The 23,538-nt window shown below is 63.8% G+C and carries 18 protein-coding genes; 7 read left to right on the top strand and 11 right to left on the bottom strand.

Features of this window, described 5'->3' with window-relative positions:
• Positions 1–12 precede the first annotated feature (12 nt).
• On the top strand, positions 13–528 hold the full coding sequence (locus tag JVX98_RS04465) for a RidA family protein (protein WP_052201747.1): 516 nt from the start codon (positions 13–15) through the stop codon (positions 526–528).
• A 15-nt stretch (positions 529–543) separates the two neighbouring features.
• On the opposite strand, the gene JVX98_RS04470 is transcribed toward JVX98_RS04465, so the two are convergent.
• Positions 544–1,350, bottom strand: a complete 807-nt coding sequence (locus JVX98_RS04470) for an IclR family transcriptional regulator (RefSeq protein ID WP_205236988.1) — start codon at positions 1,348–1,350, stop codon at positions 544–546.
• Positions 1,351–1,567: 217 nt separating this feature from the next.
• On the opposite strand from JVX98_RS04470, the gene JVX98_RS04475 reads away from it, so the two are divergent.
• From JVX98_RS04475 to JVX98_RS04500, 6 genes are all read left to right on the top strand, one after another.
• Positions 1,568–2,767 carry an aminotransferase class V-fold PLP-dependent enzyme gene (locus tag JVX98_RS04475; protein WP_205235936.1) on the top strand — a complete coding sequence of 400 codons (1,200 nt, stop codon included), beginning with the start codon at positions 1,568–1,570 and terminating at the stop codon, positions 2,765–2,767.
• Between the two features lie 47 nt (positions 2,768–2,814).
• A complete protein-coding gene (locus JVX98_RS04480) occupies positions 2,815–4,650 on the top strand; it encodes an ABC transporter ATP-binding protein (protein ID WP_205235937.1) in 1,836 nt (611 codons plus the stop codon).
• Between the two features lie 333 nt (positions 4,651–4,983).
• Positions 4,984–6,684 (top strand): ABC transporter ATP-binding protein, encoded by a 1,701-nt coding sequence (locus JVX98_RS04485; RefSeq protein WP_205235938.1) that lies wholly within the window; start codon positions 4,984–4,986, stop codon positions 6,682–6,684.
• Between the two features lie 142 nt (positions 6,685–6,826).
• The gene (locus tag JVX98_RS04490) at positions 6,827–7,522 is read left to right on the top strand and encodes a hypothetical protein (RefSeq protein ID WP_205235939.1); all 696 of its coding nucleotides are present in this window, start codon (positions 6,827–6,829) and stop codon (positions 7,520–7,522) included.
• 117 nt (positions 7,523–7,639) lie between these two features.
• Positions 7,640–8,824, top strand: coding sequence for a glycoside hydrolase family 5 protein (locus tag JVX98_RS04495; protein ID WP_205235940.1), 1,185 nt, complete (start codon positions 7,640–7,642; stop codon positions 8,822–8,824).
• Between the two features lie 117 nt (positions 8,825–8,941).
• Positions 8,942–10,765, top strand: coding sequence for an adenylate/guanylate cyclase domain-containing protein (locus tag JVX98_RS04500; protein WP_205235941.1), 1,824 nt, complete (start codon positions 8,942–8,944; stop codon positions 10,763–10,765).
• A 44-nt stretch (positions 10,766–10,809) separates the two neighbouring features.
• Here the strand turns inward: JVX98_RS04500 and JVX98_RS04505 are convergent, their stop codons facing one another.
• The 10 genes from JVX98_RS04505 to JVX98_RS04550 all read right to left on the bottom strand — a co-directional run bounded on the left by JVX98_RS04505 (position 10,810) and on the right by JVX98_RS04550 (position 23,451).
• Positions 10,810–11,655 carry a sugar phosphate isomerase/epimerase gene (locus tag JVX98_RS04505; protein WP_205235942.1) on the bottom strand — a complete coding sequence of 282 codons (846 nt, stop codon included), beginning with the start codon at positions 11,653–11,655 and terminating at the stop codon, positions 10,810–10,812.
• On the bottom strand, positions 11,652–12,965 hold the full coding sequence (locus tag JVX98_RS04510) for a DUF6005 family protein (protein ID WP_205235943.1): 1,314 nt from the start codon (positions 12,963–12,965) through the stop codon (positions 11,652–11,654). The genes JVX98_RS04505 and JVX98_RS04510 overlap by 4 nt, the downstream gene beginning before the upstream one ends.
• Entirely contained in the window at positions 12,962–14,242 is a 1,281-nt protein-coding gene (locus tag JVX98_RS04515) for an AMP-binding protein (RefSeq protein WP_205235944.1), read from the bottom strand. The genes JVX98_RS04510 and JVX98_RS04515 overlap by 4 nt, the downstream gene beginning before the upstream one ends.
• A complete protein-coding gene (locus JVX98_RS04520) occupies positions 14,239–15,975 on the bottom strand; it encodes an IucA/IucC family siderophore biosynthesis protein (RefSeq protein WP_205235945.1) in 1,737 nt (578 codons plus the stop codon). The genes JVX98_RS04515 and JVX98_RS04520 overlap by 4 nt, the downstream gene beginning before the upstream one ends.
• Positions 15,959–17,653 carry an IucA/IucC family siderophore biosynthesis protein gene (locus JVX98_RS04525; RefSeq protein ID WP_371826492.1) on the bottom strand — a complete coding sequence of 565 codons (1,695 nt, stop codon included), beginning with the start codon at positions 17,651–17,653 and terminating at the stop codon, positions 15,959–15,961. Before JVX98_RS04525 ends, JVX98_RS04520 begins: the two co-directional genes overlap by 17 nt.
• Before the next feature lie 191 nt (positions 17,654–17,844).
• Positions 17,845–18,135 (bottom strand): DUF2218 domain-containing protein, encoded by a 291-nt coding sequence (locus tag JVX98_RS04530; protein WP_205235947.1) that lies wholly within the window; start codon positions 18,133–18,135, stop codon positions 17,845–17,847.
• 113 nt (positions 18,136–18,248) lie between these two features.
• Positions 18,249–20,558, bottom strand: a complete 2,310-nt coding sequence (locus JVX98_RS04535) for a TonB-dependent receptor (RefSeq protein ID WP_205235948.1) — start codon at positions 20,556–20,558, stop codon at positions 18,249–18,251.
• Positions 20,559–20,675: 117 nt separating this feature from the next.
• Positions 20,676–21,674: a FecR family protein gene (locus JVX98_RS04540; protein ID WP_205235949.1), complete on the bottom strand. Its 999-nt coding sequence runs from the start codon at positions 21,672–21,674 to the stop codon at positions 20,676–20,678.
• Between the two features lie 165 nt (positions 21,675–21,839).
• Complete coding sequence (locus tag JVX98_RS04545; RefSeq protein ID WP_205235950.1) at positions 21,840–22,364, bottom strand: RNA polymerase sigma factor; 525 nt, start codon at positions 22,362–22,364, stop codon at positions 21,840–21,842.
• A gap of 142 nt (positions 22,365–22,506) precedes the next feature.
• Positions 22,507–23,451: a LysR family transcriptional regulator gene (locus JVX98_RS04550; protein WP_205236989.1), complete on the bottom strand. Its 945-nt coding sequence runs from the start codon at positions 23,449–23,451 to the stop codon at positions 22,507–22,509.
• Between the last annotated feature and the right edge of the window lie 87 nt (positions 23,452–23,538).

The following is a 23,538-nucleotide window of genomic DNA, read 5'->3' on the forward strand; positions in this document are numbered from 1 at the left end:
CAGAATTCAGAAATGACAGGATATCGCGTGAACAGTCTGGATCAGAAGAAGACCACCTCTGCTGCCGTCTCACCCTATGAGCGGCTGCAAGCCCTCGGCATCGATCTACCACCGGCGCCACCGCCGATCGCCAACTTCGTCACCCATGTGCAGGAAGGCAATATTCTCTACCTCTCCGGCCAGGGCCCGCGCGAAGTCGACGGCCACCTGCATGCCGGTAAGGTCGGCGCCGAGGTTGACGTCGACAGCGCCTACCAGCACGCGCGACTGACGGGCATAAACCTCTTGGCCGTCATGCATGACGCGCTCGGTGATCTCGGGCGGGTCAAGCGGATCGTCAAGCTGCTCGGCATGGTCAACGCCGTGCCCGATTTCGAGGAACATCCGCGCGTCATCAACGGTTGCTCGGATCTGCTGATGGATGTTTTCGGAGAGGCCGGCAGCCATGCCCGCTCGGCGGTGGGTTTCGGGTCGCTACCCGGAAACATCACCGTCGAGATCGAGGCGATCGTCGCTCTGCACGACTAACGACAGGAGTTTGGATCAGTGGCTGCGCCAGCCCATCATCTTTTCGATCCGCTCGGCGGAAACCCTGACGTGATCGGCGTAGAACGCCCGGTCGTCGAGGATTTTCTGCTCGGGCAGCACGATCGAGATCGTGGCGGCGCAATTGCCCTTGTCGTCGAGGATCGGGGCGGCGACGCAGGCGACCGCATAGTCGGATTCACCCGCCTGGATCGACAGCCGTGCCGCAAGCGCGCTCTCGGCCTGGTCGGAAAGGGCGGCCGGATCGATGTCAGCGCGACCGGTCGGCGAGGTGCGGGCACAGCGGCGGAACAGCTCGAGCCGTTCATCGGCCGGAAGATGCCCGACGAGCAGGCGGCCGGACGCCGTCCAGTTGAGCGGCACGCGGGTACCGACGCGCGAGGTCACCTGGAAATGGCCGGGACCGTCGGCCATGGCGAGCACCTGCATGTAGTCGCCGTCGCGACCGCAAAGCTGGATCGTCTCGGCGACTTCGCGGCCGAGGTCGTGCATTTCGCGGGTGGCAACGCCGAGAAAATCGAGCGAGCGGGCATAGGCAAGGCCATAGTGATAAAGCCGGTCGCCGAGCCAGACGAGCCCGTCGGCGTCACGACTGAGCAGGTTCTTCTCGACCATGTCGTCGACAGTGACGTAAGCGGTCGACAGCGGCGCGCCGACGGCCTTGGCAATGGCGTAGACGCCGCTCGGGGAACCCGTCTCATAAAGGAAATCGAGCACCTGCAAGGCGCGATCCATGCCGCTCACGCGCGAACGGCGCGGCTTGCCGGTCGTTTCGATATCGTCGGTCGGCTCGACGCCGGTCATCGTCTTGTCCACTGCTTCACTCCTGCACCGCTCGAAGGGCGTGCTGCCGGTAAAATCTCGGCTTCCGCTTTCGCCGCGCCGCCGATGGCGGCCGCGCCAGGTGGCGGAAAGCCTCACTCATACTTCATTACTATGGTAGATATTCCGCGAAAACGGAATAGTCTACCCGTTCCGACCGCCAGAAAATCGCCTGCCAGAAAATCATATGGAGACCACTATGCCTGACCGTGACATTCGCGAAGCTCTCGGACTTCGCCCCGTTATCAACGTCTCCGGCACGATGACGGGCCTCGGCGCATCGATCGTGGTCCCGGAAGCGATCGCGGCCATGACAGGCATACTGCCGCAGTTCGTCGAGATCAACGACCTGCAGCGCAAGGTGAGCCCGGTGATTTCGCGGCTGACGGGTGCCGAAGCCGGCTTCATCACGGCGTCGTGCTCCGCCGGCATCAGCCTCGCCGTTGCCGGCACCATGACCGGAAGCGATCTTGCCGCCATCGAGCGCCTGCCCGACACGACCGGCCTCAAGAACGAGGTCATCCTGCAGATGGGCCATGTGGTCAGCTACGGCGCGCCCGTCGACCAGGCGATCCGGCTCGCCGGCGCCAAGCCAGTATTCGTCGGCCAGGCCACGTCCGCCTATCGCTACCATATCGAAGGCGCCATCAACGAGCGCACCGCCTGCGCCGTCTATGTCGTCTCGCACCATGTCGTGCAGTACGGCCTCGTGGGCCTCAGGGAATTTGCCGAGGTCTGCCATTCCAAGGGGGTACCGGTCATCGTCGACGCAGCCTCGGAATACGACCTGCGCATCTTCCTCGACGAGGGCGCCGACATCGTGCTCTATTCCGGCCACAAGTTCCTGGGCGGCCCGACCTCGGGCATCGTCGCCGGCAAAAAGGAAATGGTGCGCAACACCTTCCTGCAGAACCTCGGCATCGGCCGCGGCATGAAAGTCGGCAAGGAAAGCATGCTCGGCGTGATGGCGGCGCTTCAGGCCTGGGAAACCCGCGACCATGCCGGCATCCGCGAGCGCGAAACCGGTTACCTGAACCTCTGGCGCGAGACGCTCGACGGCCGTCCCGGCATCAAGCCGGTGATCGAGGCCGACCCGACCAACAACCCGCTCGACCGGCTGCGCGTCAACATCGACCCGCAGGAAGCCCATATCACCGCCTGGGATCTCGCCGATGCGCTGGCCCGCGGCGCGCCGCCGATCATCGTTCGCGACCACGAGGCCGAGCACAACTACTTCTACCTCGATCCCTGCAACCTGCATCCGGGCCAGGAAAAGATCGTCGCCAGCCGTCTCGCCGAGGAACTCGACAAGGCGAGAGCCTCGAACGAGATCATCGCCACGTCGCTCGCCGAACGCAACGCACGCCGCTTCGCCGGCCTGCTGCGCTGGCCCGACTGACCCGACGACCAACGACGACACGCGCAGCATCTGACGGAGGAAACGAGATGACCGAGACCAAAGCCCAGCCGGACCGTTTGACGGCACCCGTTCTCTCCGTCGAAAACCTGACGACATCCTTTCTGGTCGACGGTGCCTGGAAGCCTGTCGTCCGGGATATCTCGTTTTCCGTTGCGCCGGGCGAAACCGTCGCGATCGTCGGCGAGTCCGGCTCAGGCAAGAGCGTCACGTCGCTGTCGATCATGCGGCTCCTGCAGAAGGAGACGAGCCGCGTCGAAGGACGGGTGATGATGGGCGGACGCAACATCCTCGACCTGCCGGAATCTGAGATGCGCCGCGTGCGCGGCAACGATGTCGCGATGATCTTCCAGGAGCCGATGACCAGCCTCAATCCGCTGTTCACCATCGGCGACCAGATCTCCGAGGCCCTTCTCTGCCACAGCCCGATGTCGAAGGCAGAGGCGAAAGCCGAAACCATCCGGCTGCTCGAAAAGGTCCGCATTCCCTCGGCCGCCTCGCGCTTCGACGAATACCCGCACCGCTTCTCCGGCGGCATGCGCCAGCGCGTGATGATCGCGATGGCGCTCGCGAGCCGTCCGAAGCTGCTCATCGCCGACGAGCCTACGACGGCGCTCGACGTCACCATCCAGGGCCAGATCCTCGACCTGATCAAGGTGTTGCAGGAGGAGGAAGGCACCTCGGTGCTCTTCATCACCCACGACATGGGCGTGGTCGCCGAGATCGCCGACCGCACGGTCGTGATGTTCCGCGGCGATGCCGTCGAGACCGGCAACACCGAGGACATCTTCCTTCGGGCGAAACATCCCTATACCCGCGCGTTGCTTTCGGCCGTACCGATGCTCGGCTCGATGAAGGGCGAAAGCCAGCCGATGCGCTTTCCGGTGATCGATGCGTCAACGGGCCTGCCCAACGCCGTCGCTGAAGCCACCGATACGGTGCAGTCCGGCCGCAAGCCGATCCTCGAGGTCAAGAACCTCGTCAAGCGCTTCGACATCCACGCCGGCCTGCTCGGCAAGCTCAAGGGCCGGGTGCACGCGATCGAGAACGTCTCCTTCAGCCTGCAGCCGGGCGAGACGCTGTCGCTCGTCGGCGAATCCGGCTGCGGCAAGTCGACGACCGGCCGGGCGATCATGCGGCTGATCGAGCCGGAAAGCGGCGCGGTGACGCTCGACGGCCAGGACGTGCTCAAGATGGATCGCAAGCAGTTGCGCGAAATGCGTCGCACCATGCAGATGATCTTCCAGGATCCCTTCGCCAGCCTCAATCCACGCATGACGGTAGGGGCGGCGATTGCCGAACCGTATATCGAGCACAAGCTCGGCACCGCACGACAGGCCCGGGAGAAGGTCGCCGATCTCCTGGAACGCGTCGGGCTGCAGGCCGACATGGCGGCGCGCTATCCGCACGAGTTCTCCGGCGGCCAGCGCCAGCGCGTCTGCATCGCTCGTGCGCTTGCGCTCGACCCGAAGGTGATCGTCGCCGACGAGTCCGTCTCGGCGCTCGACGTGTCGATCAAGGCACAGGTCATCAACCTCTTGCTCGACCTGCAGGCAAGCCTCGGCCTTGCCTATCTGTTCATCTCGCACGACATGGCCGTCGTCGAGCGCGTCAGCCACCGCGTCGCCGTCATGCATCTCGGCGAGATCGTCGAGATCGGCTCGCGCGCCCAGGTCTTCGAGAACCCGCAGCACCCCTATACGAAGAAGCTGATGGCTGCCGTGCCGATCGCCGACCCGACCCGTCGCCATACGCGCCGCAATGTCGCGAGTGACGAGCTGAAGAGCCCCTTGCGCGCGCCCGACTATGTGCCGGCCGAACGGCGTTACCAGCAGGTCGCCGACGATCACTTCGTCCAGGTCTGACAGCGCACCATACCGACCGAACAACCGTGGCATCAACCGCGGGCCGACGCGCGTCCATATCGTGGGCGCGCGATCGCCGTTGCTGTCGGCGCTTCGAGATTGACGCACTTCGACGGACGCGGCCAACTTCCGTGCGCCAGGGGTGTGGCTTGAGCCACGCCGTAAACATCTCCACTCGACGAAGTTTTAGGAAACAGTCATCCACGCGACGCGGACCAGTCGGCCAAACCCCAGGTCGAACACGGGCAGTATATTCATCTTTTCGTTGCAATCCCGTTGCAAGAGACCTATAGGGGCAGCGGGCGGGTTTCAGACTGAGTTGAGGATGAAACAATGTTTCGACACACCAAGCCCGATCTCCTGCGGCCGATTTCCGAGGTGCTGCGCGCCTATTGGCGCGCCGATCGCTGGATGCTCTTGGCCGTGGCGACGATCGTGCTCGTTTCGAGCGTCTGTAGCGTTGCCGCTCCCTATGTCTTTTCCAGGCTGATCGACACGCTGTCGCAGGAAACCCTCGTACCCGGTCTGCTATGGGGCTTCGTGATCTATGCGACGCTTCTCGGCCTGTCGGCGGCCCTGCAGCACATGGTACAGTATCTGTCGTTCATGACCGCGGAAAACCTCGGCTTCATTGCCAGCACCCGCTTCTTCGAACGCATCCTCAAGAAGACGACCGCCTTCTTCGTCGAGCACAATCCGGCGCAGATCCAGAACGCCAATGCGCGCGGGCGCAGCGCGCTGATCACATTGGTCGAGCTGGGGCTCGTCGCCTTCATCCCCGGCGCCGTCCAAATCCTGCTGACGCTTGCAACCCTCGGCGCCCTCATCAACGCCGAAGTGGTCGCGATCACGGTGATCTACGGCACAGCAGCGATAACGGTCACGCTGCTTTCCGCCCGCCGCGCCCGCGTCTATCTCGATCGGGCCGTGGAGGCCGGGCAGGAAAATGCCCGCTTCGTCGGCAACGCCATGAACGCCATGGAAACGTTGCGCCATTTCGGCAGCCACGCCTGGATGAGCCACCGCTTCTCGGCCAAGGTGCGCGACAATTGGCGCGCCTACGTGCTGCAGCGCATCGGTTCGATCGCCCTCATCGGTCTTGGGTTGGCGATCCAGTTTGCGGTGACGTTCTGGCTGCTGCTACCGCGCTACGAGGCGGGCGCTCTGTCGATCGGACAGATCGTCTTGTTCAATACGCTGCTGCTCCAGCTCAACATGCCGTTCGAGATGATTGCCCACGCCATCGACGACGTCGCGCGCTCGCGCGCCGACCTGGGGCCGATGGCGAGAATGTGGAGCGCGCCGGAAGAACGGCAGGTGTCGCACGCATCGGCGTTCACGCCACGCGAAGGGCGCGTCGTTTTCGACAATGTAGGCTACGCTTACGACAATGGCCGCGGGCTGAGCGCGGTCAGCTTTGCCGCCAGCCGCGGCGGCATCACCTTTCTTACCGGCGAGACCGGCTCCGGCAAGTCGACGATCTTCAAGCTGGCGCTGAAATCGATGGAGCCGGACAGCGGACGCATCCTTGTCGATGGCATCGATCTTGCGACCATCGACCGGGCCGACTGGTACGGCGCGATTGCCGTCGTGCCGCAGGACGTCGTGCTGCTGAATGAGAGCCTGGAAGACAATATCCTGCTCGGTCGCCCGCGCGACGAGGCCAGATTGCGCGAGGCCGCCGAGAAAGCGGCGATCCTCGCCTTGATCGCGGCGCTGCCCGCCGGCTTCGACACCACCGTCGGCGAGCGCGGCCTGAAATTATCCGGCGGCGAGCGCCAGAGGATCGCCATTGCCCGCGCGCTCTACGGCAATCCCGCCATCCTGTTTCTCGACGAAGCGAGCTCGGCGCTCGACGAGGCGACCGAGCGCGATATCATGGAACATATCCGGCTGCTTGCCCGCGATGTGACGGTGCTGGCGATCACGCACAGGCGATCGGTGATCACTGAGGCCGACACGGTTATCGCACTCGGCGACACCAAAGCCGCCCCGAAAGAAGCCCTCGCACCGTCCGCTGAGCGCGCGTTCTGACCGGCAGATCAGCGCCAATAGGTGCAAGGCGGAGCGATGTTCGCCTTTCGTTAACGAACACCCTCTAACGTTGCTCATAGTTAACAACACAACCTTAAGATCACTCGATGTTCGGGGCGGTGGAGGTTTAGAGGAACAGCCGATGATGTCCATCTCCTCCACGAGTTCCGCCGCACTCATCGTCTTGCAGCAGGTGCAGGCGCCTGAGGATCGGGGCAACGACACCAAGCCGAATGCGGTCGACAAGATCGCCGCCATCGTCAACGGCGGTACGGGCGGCGACAGCCCGGAGAAGACCAGAGCGGCGGCCCGGATCAACAGCGGACTGCTGGATGCCCAGCAAGCCAAGGGCGATGCCTCTGCCGCGTTGACCTATCTGGAATCGGGAAAGTTCAAATCGGGCGATCCCAGCGTCAAGCAGACGCTCAAGATGTTGATAAGCGAAGACAGCGAGCGCTTCGCGGCGTTGGTCGAGGAAGAAAAGGCAACGAAACCCGGCATTACGAACGACAACGCGATCGCTAATGCAATCTACAGCCTCATCGAGAGCAATCGCGAACAATTCCCGGCCGGCGAATTTGTCATTGGCTTCCGCTTCGCAAACGGCGGATCGAACCTCATCAACATGCCGGATGCTAACGGCAACAGCACCAGCGGAGCCCTGTCTGCCCGCCACTCCGCCAACATAGCTGCGCTGATCACCGCGAGCGAGACGGGCACCCCCGAAGGATCCGCCTCCGACGGCGGCAAGATGAAGGATGCCGTCCGGTCGCTGCAGGCCAGCATGTCCGATCAAGCCGCGTGGAGCAAACGTTGGTGGGACGCATTCGGCTTCTGACGCCGACCCTTCGGTTTTTCGAGCCGGGATAAGCGCGGCCGTGTTCCCCAGGGAACATCGCGGAAACGATCCGCCGGTAGGTTGCAGCGCCAACCCGAAACCTGCAGGATCGAACACATGCGCTTCGTAGCCTCCGCCCTTCTTGCCCTGAGCCTTGCATCACCAGCCGGCGCCGCTGACCTCATCGGCTTCTGGGACAAGCCCCAGCATGGCGGCAACAGCTTCAACCGGCTGCCGCCGGACGACGCCTATTTCAAGGCCCTCGCGGGTTACGGCGCCACCTGGGTGCGTCTCTCCTATGACAAGTGGAAACCGGCCAAGCGCGACTATCTGATCGGCGATGCCGACAAGTACGCGGGCATTCCGGCCGCTGACCTCAAGACGCTCAAGGAGACGCTCGATCGTGCCGACAAGGCGGGGCTGAAGGTCGTCATCGCGCCGCTGTCGCTGCCCGGCATGCGCTGGGCGCAGAACAACGGTAACCGGTTCGACGGCCGCCTCTGGCAGGACAAGGTCTGGTGGGACCAGGCAGCAGCCTTCTGGCGAGATCTGGCCCGCGAACTGAAGGACCATCCGGCCGTCGCCGCCTACAACATCGTCAACGAGCCGGCCCCCGAAAAGAAGAACGGTCTTGCCGAGCATGCCGACAGAGAGACGATGCAGACATGGTACGGCGACAAGGCGGGCAGCGCCTCGGACCTCAAGGCCTTCTACGGGACGGTGATCGCCGCCATCCGGACGGTCGATCCGGCAACGCCCGTCATGGCGGATGCCGGCTGGTATGCGGCCGCCGACGCCTTTTCCTATTGGCCAGCCGCGCTCACCGACCAGAAGGTGCTCTACAGCTTCCACATGTACGAACCCTATGCCGCGACAAGCGCGCCCAACATGAAGCGCGACACACCCTATGCCTATCCCGGCAAGGTGCCTTTCGGCGATAGTGAAGAGACGTGGGACAAGGCGCGCGTCGAAGCCTATCTGGCAGAGCCGGTGCGATGGGCAAAAGACAAGGGCGTGCCGCTCAATCGCCTGGTTGCGGGCGAGTTCGGCTGCATGCGCCTCTGGTCCGGTTGCAAGGCCTATCTTGAAGATGTGCTGACAGCTTTCGACAAGGAGGATCTGCATTGGGCCTTCTACAGCTTCCGCGAGGATGCCTGGGACGGCATGGATTACGAACTGGGATCGAAGAAGGTCGGATGGAAATACTGGCAGCAGATGGAGGCCAACGAGCGCGACACGACGCCACGCAAGGCGACGCCCGAGTTCGCGCCGATCAGCAAACGGCTGCAAAAGGCAGATTGACGCAGGGCCGGAAAGGTCGGCACGCGCTTGGAAAAAAGCCCAAAACAGCTAGAAGACGGTGCACTTCCTGCAGAGCGACGCGAATTGCGAGCCCCTGCTGCAACATGAGGCATGCGCGTGCAGATCACCAAGCCGGCTGACGCCGAAAAACGGACCCGAACCATTCGTCTGTCGCGCACGCTGGCGATCGTGATGGCAGCACTGGTCGCCTTGACCGCGGCCGTCATCCTGTCAGTCGTCTGGTTCATGTCGGCCGGAACGACGCGTGATCTGCTGGTGCAATCGGCGCATCTCGGGCTGGAGGCGGTGCAGACGCAAATCGGCAGCCGCTTTTCACCCGTGGAGGACCAGCTCGCATTTCTGGCACGGGAGGTCGGCGCAGGTCGTCTCGATCCAACGGATACGCTCGAACTCGAACGTGTGATGACCGGTGCCCTGGCGGCAACGCCGCAGGTTCGCGTGCTCTCCTTTGTCCGGCCAAACGGCGAGATCCTCGGCGTGACGCAGGGGCCCAAGGGTGTCTTTTCCTTCGCCGACAAGGTGACGAGCGATAACGAGCGTTCGGAGATCGAGGAAGCGCGACGCAGCGGCACGCCCCACTGGGGGCCTGTCTACTTCGTGCCCGATCCGGCGATCCGCACCTCGGTCGCGAACCTACAGCAGCCGGCGAACCTCGGGGACGAATTTGCCGGCATGTTCCGAGCGACCATCACGGTCGATGCCATGTCCGATTTCCTGCGCCAGATAGCGCTCTCGAACCCCGGGACGACGCCCTTCGTTCTCTACGGCCGCGACCAGGTGCTGGCCCATCCGCTGATGGCCGCGGGCCATCCGCTGCTGTCGGCAGAACACCGGTTGCCGACGCTTGACGAACTGGGCGATCCCTATCTCGCCGAACTGTGGAAAGGACCACCCGAGACTTTCGACGACACCGACATGGAGGTGCGGGCGGTCAAGCTTGGAAGAGATGACGGGCGGGTCATCCTGACGCGCGAAATCCGCGGCTACGCATCGGCCCCGCTCATCATCGGCGTCGAGGTTCCGATCGAATCGGTGGAGAAGCCGGTCTGGGATCTGCTGCGGGCCGGTCTTGCCGGTCTCGCCGTCCTGTTCGTCGCGATCGTCATCGCGTGGATTGTCGGGCGGCTGATCGTTCGTCCCGTCACCAGCATGGCCCGTGAGGTCCGTGCCGTCGGCATGCTCGATTTTGCGGCGCTCCGTCCGCTTCCCGGCAGCCTGTTCACCGAGCTCAACGAACAGGCCAAGGCCTACAACACGATGCTGACTGGCCTTCGCTGGCTCGAGACCTACGTGCCGAAGAAACTCGTGCGCCACCTGATCGGCAGCGAAGACCTGGCCTCGACCCAACGCGTCGTCACCATCATGTTCACCGACGTGGTCGACTTCACCGCCACCGCCGAGAAGACCAGCGCCGGCGACGTCGCCGCGCTCTTGAACAGCCACTTCGACCTGCTCGGCCACTGCATCGAGAGCGAAGGCGGAACCATCGACAAGTTCATCGGCGATTGCGTCATGGCCTTCTGGGGCGCGCCCGATGCGCAAAAGGACCACGCCGATCGCGCCGTCCGCGCGGCGCGCGGCATTGCCCGGGCGATCGCCAAGGACAATGCGGAGCGACAACGACAGGGCCTGCCACCACTCCGCCTGCGCATCGGCATCCATTCCGGCCCCGTCGTTGCCGGCAATATCGGAATGACCGGACGCTCGGCCTACACGATCGTCGGCGACACCGTGAATGCCTGCAACCGGCTGGAGCAGCTCGGCAAGGCGGTCGCGCCCGGCGAGGAGGTGGTGATGCTGCTGAGTGGAGAGACCTTCGACCTGGTGGCCGAGGATCGCTCCGATCTCATCCCGCTCGGCAAGCATTGCCTTGCCGGACGGACGGAGCTTACGGAAATCTACAGACTTCCTACGGTGTAGCGGCCGGCCAAGGGCCAAGCCGCCGGGCGATGTCGATCACCGCGTCAGAAGCCCGCCGTTCTGCGGGCAGGCGCGCGCGCTTCGACCATGTGGTTGATCTGCTGGCGGTCTCCACGCAGGGTCTCGAAGCAATCGTTTCCGAACCATTCCAGCGACGCATCGGCCTGCGGGTCGCCTGTGATTTCTGAGAGGAAGCGGTCGTAGTCGACGGTGCCCTCAAACAGCGGCGTCATGCCCCGCCGGCTGCCGGCGGCGGCATAGACATTGGCGGGCTCGAACACGGTCAGGTCGGTGCGGTCGACAATGTTCTTCAGGTGATAGTGCCGGATATGCGGCTTCATCGACCGGTGCACCGCGACCGGATCGTCGCCGCCCTCCCACACATGCAGCGTATCGAAGTTGATCGCAAAGGCGGGGTGGCCGACCTCCTCGATCAACCGCACGGTCGAGGCCGCCGTGTCGGCCAGCGTTTTCGGATGGGTCTCGGCAAGCAGCTGGATGCCGTAGCCCGCGGTGATCGCGCAGATGTCCTTCAGCCGCGAAACGATCCGCTGCCGCTCGTCGGCGCTGACCTCGGCGCTGCCGCGATTGCCGGCAAAGGTCCGGATCTTGCGCGTCCGCCACCGGCGCGCCAGCCGGCAAAGCTCGACCGTCTTGGTGCGCAGCGTTTCGGCGTCGCCGTCGAGCGGCAGGTAGTCGCTGATCATCGGCACCGAGAGGCCATAGCCATCCAGCCATTCCGCATTACGGTCCGGGCGCGGCGCGAGATTTCGCGCATGCGCACCCCAGAGTTCGATGCCCTGGAAATCATTGGCTTCGGCCCAGGCGGCGATCTCGTCCAGCGATATGAGGTGATGCCGGAAGGTGATGGTGCAAAGCGAAACTCTCATCGCGCAACTCTCTTCAAGGGGGTGTGGCTTTCCGCGGGGATGGCAAGGTCGCACCAGCGTTCGAAGACTTCGGCGAGCTTGGTTTTCAGTCTCGTTTCGAGCCGGTCCGCCTCGTCGAGGCGCTCGAAGACCGGCGCGGCCAGAGCGCGGTCGCCGGTCTGGGCCAGCTTCATGCAGGCGTAGTGCAGGGTCTTCAGCGCCTGGACCAGCGCCTCGATTTCCTCGCACCACCCTTCGAACTCGCCCGACGGCAGCTTCAGCGCCCGCCAGTAGAAGGCGAAACCGTGCTCATAGGCATATTTTCGGATGGTGATGACCGGCAGCTCACGCACCGCCGCGCCGAGATCTGTAAGCATCACCCCGTTCGTGCCATCGAGATGCGCGGCAACGATCGCTCTGACGGCATCGACGAACGGATTGCGTTCCCGGACGAAGCAGGCCTCGAAATAGGCTTTCAGATCTTCGGCAAACGGCGCGCGTGCCTCGGCATTGTCGAAGACATAACCGCCACCGACGGTCGGCTGCATGATGGCGTGAATGACCTTCTCGCGGGCGATCTCGCCCTCCCAGCGATAGTCGGGATCGTGCACGAACCATGTGTCGGGATCGGCCGTCTCCTGCAGCATCAGATAGTGCGGGAAGGGGTTCTGGTTGAACTTGTTCTCGCGTTCCGGCAGGTGGAACATGTCGAGCATGACCATGACCGAGCCGGTCTCGCCGCGCTGCTTCAACAGCCCGAGGAGCACCGCGAGGTTGTCGAGCTTGGTGCGCTGCGGGTCGTACCACTCGACGACGGAGACGCCGTAAAGCCGCTCGAACCAGCCGCGGAAAAATTCCTGGGTGATGTCGGGTGCATGATAGAGAAGCTCGAAACGCTCGCTGACCGCGAATTTCGCGTCCCAGACGCCGAAATAGAATGGCCGCTGGTCCAGCCCGTTTCGCTTCAGGCCATCCGAAACGCAGCTGACAAAGCAATGGACCTTGATGTCGTAATAGGCCTCGCCGTGCACGCCTTCGTCGGTCGTCCCGCCGGTGAGCGGAAAGGCCGGCACGATGGTCGCGGTGGGCTTGGGCACATAGAGCGCGACGAGATCGGCGACCGTTTCGATCTCCTGTTTCGCGATCGCCTCTTCCGGCACCGACAGCCCGTATTCGAGCTCGAGATTGAGGAAGATTTCGAGGATCAGGACGGAGTCGAGATAAAGATCTTCGTTGAGGCGGGCGTCGAGGCCGAAGCCGTCCATATGCCCATGCGCCATCTTGTCGGTCAGGACGGCCTCGACCGCCACCAGAACTTCGCTTTCGGTCATGATGCGGCTCCCGCAATCGGTTTGTTGAATTCGCCTGCCAGATGACGGGCCGCGACGTCGCGGCGGCTGATCTTGCCGTTCGCCTGGCGCGGAACCGCGTCGATCTGCAGGATTTCCATCGGCAACTGGTGAGATGCGAGGTGGCGGCTGCACCATTCGCGCACGGCTTGCGGCGCCACCGGCGCCTCGGCGCTGAAGAGCAACGCGACACGCTCCCCGGCAAAACGGTCGGCCTTGCGGAAGGCCACCGCATCGGTAACCTCCGGCATCGCCATGACCGCATCCTCCACGTCCTTCGGATAGACGTTGAGGCCGGAGACGTTGATCATGTCGTCCAGGCGGGAAACGAAGATGAGCATGCCGTCGGCGCGGCGGTAGCCGAGGTCGCGCGTGTGGATCGGCGCGCCGTCGCCGTTGCTGACGACGATCTCGCCCGTATCCTCGGCGCTGTCGCCGGTGGCGGCGATCAGATGCGGCAGGACGAAGCCCATGTCGCCGGCAGACGTCACATCGGGATTGATGGCGATGCAGCCGGATTCCGAGCAGCCATATTGCTGGAACATGAAACGGCTCTTGGCGCGGATATCGGCAAACCACGGCTCGGGCAGCAGCGTGCCCGAGGTCATCGTCGCGTGGATCTGCTCGCCCGCGGGCATCAGCCGCGCTAGCGTATGCAGGATCGCCGGCGAGGAGTAGAGCAGCGGCCGTTCGGTCTCGCGCAGCACCTTCAGGAGATATTTCGGGTTCGCGGTATTGACGATGACGGGTGTCTGCCCGCGCTTCAGTGCCACCAGGATACCGCAGATCAGCCCGTAGGAATGGGTGGCCGGGCAGGCGATGACCGGCGTCATGTCCTCCGGCTCGCGGAAGGTGCCGACATAGCTTTCGATCTCGGCATCGATTTCGGCCCACCTGCGCGCCACGCATTTCGGCGCGCCAGTCGTGCCGGAGCTCATCTGCAACAGCGTGCCTTCAGGCGAAAGCTGGCCGGATGGTTCGAGAACGTCGGCCGTCAGGCTGTTGTAGAACAGCCGGTCGCAGCTAGCACCGATCGCGAGCTTGCGCGCGGCCGGATAGGGTGTGCCCGGATGGATCGGCAGCACGCTCGCCCCTGCCTTGCGGATGGCAAAGAACAGCGCCAGCCAATCGGCCGTTTCCGAGAAGCAGACGGCGTAGCGGCCGGTGTCTTGCGCGCTCAGGCCGATCTCGGCTGCGAGCTCTGCCGATCTGGTGCTGAAATAGGCCTCGTCATAGAGCCTGTCGTCGATACGGATCATGGCTTTCTCCTTCGTTGGAGCGTTCTTGCGGCCAAGGCGTTCGCCACCTCGTGGTGGTATTCCGGCTTGAGCGCGAGCAGCTTCCTCGTCATCAGGGATTCGGTCAGGATGCGGGGAAGGTCGCAGGCAAGCTGCGCCAGCCGCTCCGTCGCGCCGTGCTCCGCCTCGTAGGCGGCAAGCACGGTCTGGACGCGCTGCCAGAAGAGCGTTTCCGGCAGGTCGTAGCAGTGGTCGAGAAGGTGGGAGATCTCACTCAGATTGTAGACGAACAGCGTGTCCATCACCAATTCGCGCAGCGAATCCAGGTTGTCCGTCCAATAGAACTGGTCAGGCTCCGCCTCCCGGTAAGCTGGATGGAGCGACAGGAAATCCGGCGCCTTTTCCGGCGCGCGCAGGAAGCCCGGCGAAAACTCGATGCTCTCGTGAAAATCACGAAGGATCAGCCGCACCGGCCAGCCATCGCGATGGACCAGAAGCATGTTCTGCCCATGCGCTTCAACCGCCAGCCCATGGTGCACCAGGAGGTGCCAGACGGGTAGGACGGCGACTTCAATCAGGCGGTTGATCCAGGGCATCAGACCGAAGCGCTGGATCCAGTCGTCGGCGAAGGCACGCCCGTCCGCTTCGACCATCATCAGCGCGTTGAAGGGAATGACGGCCTCGCCTGAGCCAAGCGTCGCTTCCGCACTCTCGCGCCAGATGGCTGCGACCTGTCCGGCCAAAGGGCCGTCGCTGTCGGCGATGATGCCGGCATATTCCTGCAGGACGGTGAGCGGATAGCGGTCGCGAAAGGCCGGATCTCGGGCAACCATCCCGGCGATCCAGCGCGAGATCACCGGCGCCGTGCACACCGAATGCGCCTCAAGGATGCGGCGCGACGAGGTGTTGACCATGTTGAGCGGCAGCTTGATGCTCGCGGCCAGCGGCCGATCCTGGTTCAACAGGGAACGAACTGACTGCGTCGCCGTGTACCGGTCACCCGCCGGACCAAGGCAAAAGGCTTCACCCGCGGTGATCCAGCCCGAAAGCTCAGTCTCGCTGAGTTCGCGCCACTGCCAGGGATGCAGCGGCAGAAGGCCGAACAGGTCAGGCGAAACATCGCACTCGTGCCGCTTCGCCCGGAGTTCGGACCAGGTTTCCTCGCCCAGTTCCGTTTCCCAGAAGGCATCCTCATCACCAGGGATCGCGCAGCGAAGATGCTTGCGCGCCACCAGCAACCAGACGAGCTGGAACGCGCCCCCCATTTCGGGTCCATAGGCTGCATGGTCGGCGACGGAAAAGCCGGTACGTGCCTTATAGCAGGGGTGGTAGGGATGGCCCTCGTCCAGCGCTCCCTCCAACTCGGCAAATGACAAGGCGCGGCGCAGCCGCGTCGGTACCTGACGCTCGTTCCAGGCGCTGAAGGCAATCGTCTGCGTCAGTTCGTTGAGCAGCTTTCCGCGTGTCGGTCCGCTGCCCGGCAGGACGGATACCAACTGCGCCAGCGGCGGCACGACCCAGCCGTCGGCGTCATCGCGCATTTCTACCGATCCGGCAGCCAGCCGCAGCCGGCCAAAGGGACCGATGGCGCCGCAGCAGCGGAACTGCCGACCACCGAGCGACCAGTGGAAGGTGGTGATATCCCCGTCCGTGTGCTCGCTGGCCTCAACGATGCCTTCGAACAGCAGCGCGGCAACGAGCTGGCGGAGCACCCGCTCGTCCGGGCGGCCCTTGAGATCAAGAGGCAATGGCATGGTCGGTCCTCGGCGCAGTCAGAACGGCCGGCGCCCGGAGCGGGTTCGGCACAGGGCGATAAAGGGACGGCGCGTTGCTGGATTGCAGTTCGTCGACGTCGTAGAGGCGCGTCGTCAGGTTAGCCTTGGAGACGATCGTCGGCAGATCGAGCACGTGACGGGCGAAGTCGCGACCGGCGCCACTCATCCGGGTGGCATAGCGCTCGATATGCGCGCGCAATTCGCGCAGGAGCAGGCTCTCGTCGCAGAGCCCGTCATGGCCCATGCGGCTGATCACCGAGAAGACCTGATTGACGATCAGGTAATAGGCGAAGCGATCCCGGATCTCGCTCTCGGCAAAATAGAGGGACGCGATCCTTTCAGTCTCGGGCACATGCCCGGCAATCAGGCTGCGATACCGCTCCGAGAGATAGAAGCCCTGATTGTCGCGGTAGTAGCTGACGGACGGATAGCCGGTGCCAACGTCCAACAGGCTGTTTTGCTGGTGGGCTTCAAGCGCTATCCCGTAGTCGTCATAGAGACGGAGCAGCGGTTCGACGGCGCAGTCGAGATAGCGGCGAAACCAGGCAAGCGCCGCATCCGCCAGGTTTTCGCCGGCGCGCAGAGCAGCCCTCTCAACCAGCCTTGCCAGCCGGGATGGCGCGCCGGGTAGCGGATCGGCGGTCAGGGCCGCGACGGTGACGACGCCCCGCCCGCCGCTCCCGAAAAACGGGTTCTCCCGCAGGATGACTTCAAAGCCGCTCTCGCCGCGTCCCGGCACGTCGAGCGTGATGTAAGCGGGGTCCTGAATGATGCGGAAGTTTCGCGAGCGCTCGGCAAAACCGATCCGGTCGATCAGCTTTGCCATTGCGACGCCCGCTTCGAGTTCCTGGCGACGGTTCAGCCGCACGGAGTTGGTGATGCGCACGGGCAGGGAGAACTTGAGCATCCAGTCGGCATCGGCGCCGTAGACCGTGCGCACCGACGAGGTCGCGGTGAAGGCCGGACCGGCGGGACCGAGATGCCGCAGCCGCCCCTCCCCCAACAAGCCGCTGATATCGGGATCAAGCAGCAGCGCTTCGGCCTGGAGCGGATGCATCGGCAGCAGATATTCGTCGTCGCCGATCGCGAAGCCGTCAGTATCCGGTCCGACCAGCGACCGCACGATCTCGGGCGCTGCAACCGCGCGCGCGCAATCGTGCCTGATATCGCCGCGTTTTGCCGCGAAGTAGTGCAGCTTGAACTGGCCGCGCAGTTCCGGCGCGTAGCTCTCCTGCTGCCAATAGGTCATGCCCTGGCGGCTCTTCGGTGTCGGGTGCTGCCAATGGCCGAAAACGAGCGACTGCTCCGCTTCGATGAAATGTCCGCCGTCCGCCGGTTCCGGCGCGGCCCTGTCGATATAGAGTGCGGTCTGCTGGTAGCTTTCGAGCACGCGCATCAGCAGTTCGAGTTCGAAGCCGCGCAGGGCGTCCGCCTGGGCCTCGTCGACCTGGCGGTAGCACTCGTGCACCAGGATATGGAGCGCCGAAATCAGTTCGATCTGGCGCCAGGTGGCGTCGGACACGCCTCTGCCCCATACCCGGCCGAAATGGTGGGGGCCGCAGAGCGACGGCGACGTCACCTCGGCGCGCAGGATCATCTGCTGCCTGGGAAGAGACCATTCCACGCAGTCGACGGCGCGGCCTGGGGCGCGATGCATGGCCCGGATGCCCGGATTGACTTCGCGCAGGTAGCAGTTTGCGAAGCTTTGAAAGGTGGCTATTTCTGCGATTTGCCTAGACGATTGCATCCTGATCCTCGGCACGCGACACGCATAGCCGCGCAATTGCGTTGGGCGCTTTCGACCAACACATTGAATTTTCTGATCCGAACTGTTTTGAAGCGGGCCGCTTAGCCGCCGGCTTGCCAGGCAAGCGGACCGGGCTCTTCCCGGAATGCAAAGCGCAGAAGATGGCTTTCGATCACCGATTTCGTGTCGGCGAGTTCGGCATCGTCGGGCGAGCGGGCGCGAATGCTGAGGCCATCGGCGGTCGCGTGGAGATAGCCGGTGCCGCAGTAGAACCGGAGCTCGGCGCGATCGCCCGCCTGTTCGACGTCGATCTTGTGGGCGAAATGCTTGCAGAGTTGCGTCAGGTACTTCTGGCCGTCTTCCGTCGCAAAATGGGTGGTCGCTTCTTGCATCTGGAACTTCCTGTCTTTCGGCTTTCGCTGCTCTGGCGGCCGGGACTGACCGCCTGAGCGTCTTGGGCGGCTGCCGCCGGGAGGATCCGTCAGCCGCAGTCGGGACCGCCGACCTAGAAGGTCGCTCTGGCGGTCAGGATAAAGGAACGTCCGGGCTCGTAGAGCGGCGTGACTTGACCGAATTCCTGACCGTAGGTCGCGCGGTCCGAATAGGTTTCGTCGAAGATGTTCTTGAGTTCGGCGCGCAGCGTCAGGTTTGGCCGCTGCGGCGGCACATATTCGACGAAAGCGTTGAAGACCTCGTAACCTTGAAGGGGCTTGGAGCCGGCGGCCACGTCGTCGTAGTCGAGCGCGATTTCGGCATCGGCGCCAAAGGTGACGCCCCAATCCGTCAATGTGTGCACCGCCTGCAGGGTGATGATCTGCCCGGCGGGGGTGGCGAGATAGGTGCCGAGGTCGGAATCGGCCGGCTTGCCATCGATCTCGACGTCGATATTGGCGTATTTCACCTTGAAATAGCCGTCGCCCCAGTTGTAGCCGCCGCCGATCTCGAACCCGCGTGAGCGGACGTCATGGGCCTCGATCCCGCGCGCAACGGCAAACCGTGGCGTGCGGGCGTCGTCGAGATCTGTCTGGAAAACGCTGCCTTCCACGGTAAAGCCGTTGTAGTTTGCCTCCAGCCCGAGGATGTAGTTGTCTGCCGTCACCGGCTTCGGGCCGTTGCCATAATCCCAGTTGGGATTGATGATGAAATTCTCGGCGAGCGGAATTCCGGCCCACACATGCGAGTAGCCGGCTTTGGCCGTCAACAGGTCTTCGACGAGGTCGTATTCGCCCGAGACGTTTCCGCTGAAACCGGAGTTGTTCCACGTCTGGCCGGTGGTGCCGGTAAAGCGCTGATTGTCGCCGCGCGCACCGAAGGAGAGGCGTGTGCGCTCGAAGGGCTCCAGCCGCGCCTGGGCATAGAGACCGACATTGCGCGCCTTCTCCGAGCCCGGATCGAAGAGATCCCTGAGCTTTGCCTCGTCATCGTAGAAATCGATGCCGGCGACGACGTTGCCGATATCGAAGGAGAACTTGTTCTCGAACTTGCCGTTGAAGCTGTCCGACGCGCCGACACCCTGGTAGCTCACAGGAATGCCCGGCGTCGGCTTCGGATAAACAGGCACCTCGACTTCGGTCTTGCTGTAGGCGAGCAGCAATGTCGGATCCCACCAGCCCTCGGGCGTGCTGTCGGTATAGGTGAACACCGTGTTGCCCCGTTCGAGCGTGTAGTCGCGGATGCGTGGCTCCCAGGGCTTGCTGCCCGTCGTCGATCCCATATTGGCGCGGAACGGTCGCGGTGCATCGTCGCGTATGCTGTCGTGGCTGATCTCGAAGCGGTCGCCGCTGTCGAACTCGTAGGCGAGTTTTCCAAGCCCGCTCAAGAGGTCGGTGGAGGTTCCCTGCACTTCCTGGCCGTTGCCGGCGGTGAAATCGTTGCCGGTTCCGAAGTTGAAGTACCCGAGGAACTCCAATCCGTCTCGCATGCCGTAGGCCGAGAGCCCGGTTGTCACCGTGTTGCTGTTGAAATTGTAGCTGGACGTGACGGAGCCGCCAAAGCCGTCGCCGTCCAGCAGATCGCGCGCATCGATCGTTTCATAGGAAATCGCGCCGGCGAGCGCCCCCGGACCGGCATCGGCCGGCGCGACGCCGGCATCGACGTTGACGGCCTTGAGCAGGCCCGGATCAATCAGGTTCGTGCCGTTGTGATGAAAGACCTTGTTGTTCTGCCGGCCGCCGTCCATCGTCACCGCGAGGCTGGTTTCCTCGATGCCATGGACATAGACCTTCTGCGACATCGGCAGCGAACTGCCGACCGAAATGCCGGGCTCGCCGGAAAACACGTCGGCAATGTTGGCGGGGTTCTTGCGCTTCAGGTCTTCCGACGAGATGACGATCTCGCCAGCGCCGAGCGGCCCGGCGCCGAAGGCCGAAATCGGATCGAGCACCGTTGCGCCGTCCGCAGCGACAGCAGCGCTGCCACCCGCCGAAACGGCCGAACCGACCAGCGCGGTCCCGCCCGATATCCTGTAGGAAATGCCTGTGCCGGACAAAAGCCGGGCAAGCGCCTGGTCCGCCGTCATCGTTCCGCTGACCTTGGCCGAGCGAAGCCCCTGCGATGTTGAAGCCGCCAGGGTCACCTGCAGGCCGGACTGTCGCCCGAAGGCGTTGAGCGCGGTGGAAAGCGGCTGCGACGGGATGTCGAAGCTGCGGGCATTGCTGACGCGCGACGCGGTCTGCTGGGCGGAGACCGTGGAAACGGGCATCAGCGCGAGGGAGGAAAACGCGGCGATCGCCGTCGTCGTCAGCAGGCGCCGTCTTTCACGGCGACGTCCCGTATCGAATTTCAGATGTCCCTTGCGGCATTTCGGCGAACGCATCTTACCCCCGTCTCGGCATTCCACGCGGCCTTGCGGGCGCGCGTTTCCAACCAAAGACGACCGGCCCCGGATTTTTTTTCACCGGCGCGCGATTTTTTCCTGATTTTTTTACTCCAATTAAAACCGCGTCAGGATGCGGCCATAGCGGGTCACTTCGCGCACTTTGCCGCCGAAGGGCTGCACCAGCGCCTGGAGCGCACGATCCGGATCCTTTAGGTCGTAGACGCCGGTCACGCGCCGCGCCGCGAGATCGGGCTGCGGAATGGAGATCCAGGCGGAATGGTAGCGCTGCAGCCGCTCGGCGGCTGCAGCGACCGTCACATCATTGACGAACATCCTGCCGCTTCGCCAGGCGCCGATCTCGTCTTCCGCGATCGCACTCCGCACGACCGCGCCGGTCGCATGGCTCACCGTCGCCATTTCTCCCGGCGCCAGTTCGAAGTTCTGCCTGTGCGCGTTGGCGCTGTAGGAGACGGCGACCGTGCCGTGCGCCAACTCGACGGTCGTCTCGGTGCTCGCCAGCTGCACATCGAACGCGGTCCCGAGCACGGACACCTCGACGCCCCCCGCCTCGACGACGAAAGGACGCGAGGGATCGCGGGCCACGTTGAAAAAGGCTTCGCCCTTCAGGAGCCTGACATGGCGGGTCCCGGCGCCGATGTCGGTGGCGATGGCGCTGCCGCCGCCCATTTCGATGATCGTCCCGTCCACGAGCGTAACCGTCCTGTTTTGCGCCGTCTCGGTCACATGATCGGCCTGCCACCACACGAAAAGCGACGGCACGGAGACGAAAAGCGCGAGGCAGGCAGCAAGCGCCAGCGCCACGCCGGCGGCCAAGCCGCTCGTCCCCATCCGGCGGCGTTGGCGGATCGTTGTTTCGACGGCAACGGACGGTCTTGCCCCGCGCCAAAGATGCTCGTTCACCGGCGGCACCTCGCCGAGCAGCTGCCAGGTCCGCAAAGCCGTCTCCCAGGCCTGGGCATGCAGATCCGACTGGCCCAGCCACGCACGGAACCCGGCCTCCGTCTCGCGACAGTTCGGGCGCGCCTTCAACTCGAGGAACCAGTCCATGGCCTCCTCGAGCAGAGCCTCCGATATGTGGTTGTCCTTGGTCAAAGCCTTGCCTGCCGCTTGGATGATCGACGCCCTAGCACCTTGTTTCTGTAGCCCCCTACCCCGTCAAGCGGCGTCACCGGGAAGCGGGACGCTTCCGTGGTTCCTTCGCACTGTCTTAAAGACGATCAGCACCGGAATTTTTTTCACACGGGGACCCCTGAAATTCTAGGAGGCGCCGCCGGCAAGCGTTGTCGCAACCCGCATCATGGCGGAGCGCACGTGGCGGTGTGCCGTCGCGACGGAGATGTCGAGGTGGGCTGCGATCTCTTCCAGGGTATAGCCGCCGAAACGGTGCATCTCGAGTGCAACCCGCACGTCCTCGGGTAGGTCTTCGAGAATACCGGAGATGCGTCTTATTTCATCGCTGACGAGGATGATGTCTTCGGGCGTCGGCACCTCGATCGGCATGGACCAGAACGGCGGCTCGCTCTGCTCCTCCCGCGCTTCGATCTTGCGTCGTTTCAGGAGGTCGAGGGACAGGTTGCGGACGATCTTGTAGAGATACGCGAGCGACAGGCCGGACGGCCCCGCCGAGGGCGGACTGCCGGTATTTGCCGGCGCGAATCGGATGAAGGCCTCCTGCACGATATCTTCGGCCGTTTCCCGCGATCCGACGATCCGCGTGGCATAGGCGACCAGGGCAGTGCGGTTGGCGAAATAGACCTGATGGCGCGTGTCCGTGTCGACCACTGTGTCTGATCCGATCAAATAATTTCGATTTGGCGCGCCGTGCGCACCCCTGCCGGCAGGCGATCGATGGCCAGGGACCGACCGAGCGCGGTGTCTCTTAGCACGCAGAAATAAACTTGTCTGTAATACTCATGTTAAAATTTCAAGGCACGCACGAAGGCGTGGAGAGAGCGTGCGCTTCGGGGGAGCGGGCGTTCCCGGAGCGAAGCTCCCGAACCAGATCGATCAAGGCACGCAGTTTCGCCGGCACGTGTCGGCGGCCAGGAAAATAGAGGCAGAGTCCGTCATATGGCGGCGTCCACTCCTCCAGCACCGGAAGCAGGCGCCCGGCCTTGACGTGGTCGCGCACGTGGTGATCGGAGAGATAGGCCAATCCCACCCCGCAAAGGGCCGCCTGAAGCATGAGCTCGCTGTCGTCGAGAGTGAGCGGTCCCGGCACATCGATTTCGGTGCTTTCTCCACGCCGGGAAAACTCCCAGTGGTAGATCCTGCCGCTCGCCATGCGCGCCCGGATGCAGGCATGTTGCATCAGATCGCCCGGCCGCAGCGGCACCGTTCTTTCACGAAAATACTCCGGCGACCCCACGACGATCATGCGTGACTGAGGCGCCACCGGAACGGCGATCATATCTGGCGGAACCGCTTCGGCGAGGCGAAACCCGGCATCGAAACCGAGTGCCACGATATCCACCAGCGCATTGTCGGTCGCAACCTCCAGCGCCATGTCCGGGTAGCGCCGCAGATACTCGATCAGCAGCGGCCGCAGAACCATCTTCGCCGCTCCCGGCGACGTGTTGAGCCGCAGCATTCCGCTCGGCCGCGCCTGGGATTCCGTCGCCCGCTCGACCGCGTTGTCGATGGCGGCAAGCGCCGGCAGGATCTCGGCAACGAAAGCCTCGCCGGCCGTCGTCAGCGCCACCGATCGCGTCGTGCGGTTGAACAGGCGCACGTTGAGCCGCGCCTCCAGGGCCAGGACGGCATGGCTCAACGACGAGGACGAAACCCCGAGTTCCCGGGCAGCGGCCCGAAAGCCGCCGAGCCGCGCGATCGCCGCCACGGCCTCCAGTTCGGGCAAGCTCGCCTTCATTGCACTATCTAACTCATCAGAGTGTCTTCGATTGATAATCTTATCCTGACGATCGTTCGGATGCATATCCCTGTCATCGCAACAGGA

Origin of the sequence: Ensifer sp. PDNC004 (genome assembly GCF_016919405.1) — a bacterium.
In the GTDB taxonomy this organism is placed as follows: domain Bacteria; phylum Pseudomonadota; class Alphaproteobacteria; order Rhizobiales; family Rhizobiaceae; genus Ensifer.

Excerpts from the sequence above, each read along its gene's own strand:
- JVX98_RS04465 (WP_052201747.1), top strand. The coding sequence starts at position 13 with ATGACAGGATATCGCGTGAACAGTCTGGATCAGAAGAAGACCACCTCT.
- JVX98_RS04470 (WP_205236988.1), bottom strand. The coding sequence starts at position 1,350 with ATGACCGGCGTCGAGCCGACCGACGATATCGAAACGACCGGCAAGCCG.
- JVX98_RS04475 (WP_205235936.1), top strand. The coding sequence starts at position 1,568 with ATGCCTGACCGTGACATTCGCGAAGCTCTCGGACTTCGCCCCGTTATC.
- JVX98_RS04480 (WP_205235937.1), top strand. The coding sequence starts at position 2,815 with ATGACCGAGACCAAAGCCCAGCCGGACCGTTTGACGGCACCCGTTCTC.
- JVX98_RS04485 (WP_205235938.1), top strand. The coding sequence starts at position 4,984 with ATGTTTCGACACACCAAGCCCGATCTCCTGCGGCCGATTTCCGAGGTG.
- JVX98_RS04490 (WP_205235939.1), top strand. The coding sequence starts at position 6,827 with ATGATGTCCATCTCCTCCACGAGTTCCGCCGCACTCATCGTCTTGCAG.
- JVX98_RS04495 (WP_205235940.1), top strand. The coding sequence starts at position 7,640 with ATGCGCTTCGTAGCCTCCGCCCTTCTTGCCCTGAGCCTTGCATCACCA.
- JVX98_RS04505 (WP_205235942.1), bottom strand. The coding sequence starts at position 11,655 with ATGAGAGTTTCGCTTTGCACCATCACCTTCCGGCATCACCTCATATCG.
- JVX98_RS04510 (WP_205235943.1), bottom strand. The coding sequence starts at position 12,965 with ATGACCGAAAGCGAAGTTCTGGTGGCGGTCGAGGCCGTCCTGACCGAC.
- JVX98_RS04515 (WP_205235944.1), bottom strand. The coding sequence starts at position 14,242 with ATGATCCGTATCGACGACAGGCTCTATGACGAGGCCTATTTCAGCACC.
- JVX98_RS04520 (WP_205235945.1), bottom strand. The coding sequence starts at position 15,975 with ATGCCATTGCCTCTTGATCTCAAGGGCCGCCCGGACGAGCGGGTGCTC.
- JVX98_RS04525 (WP_371826492.1), bottom strand. The coding sequence starts at position 17,653 with ATGCATCGCGCCCCAGGCCGCGCCGTCGACTGCGTGGAATGGTCTCTT.
- JVX98_RS04530 (WP_205235947.1), bottom strand. The coding sequence starts at position 18,135 with ATGCAAGAAGCGACCACCCATTTTGCGACGGAAGACGGCCAGAAGTAC.
- JVX98_RS04535 (WP_205235948.1), bottom strand. The coding sequence starts at position 20,558 with ATGCGTTCGCCGAAATGCCGCAAGGGACATCTGAAATTCGATACGGGA.
- JVX98_RS04550 (WP_205236989.1), bottom strand. The coding sequence starts at position 23,451 with ATGAAGGCGAGCTTGCCCGAACTGGAGGCCGTGGCGGCGATCGCGCGG.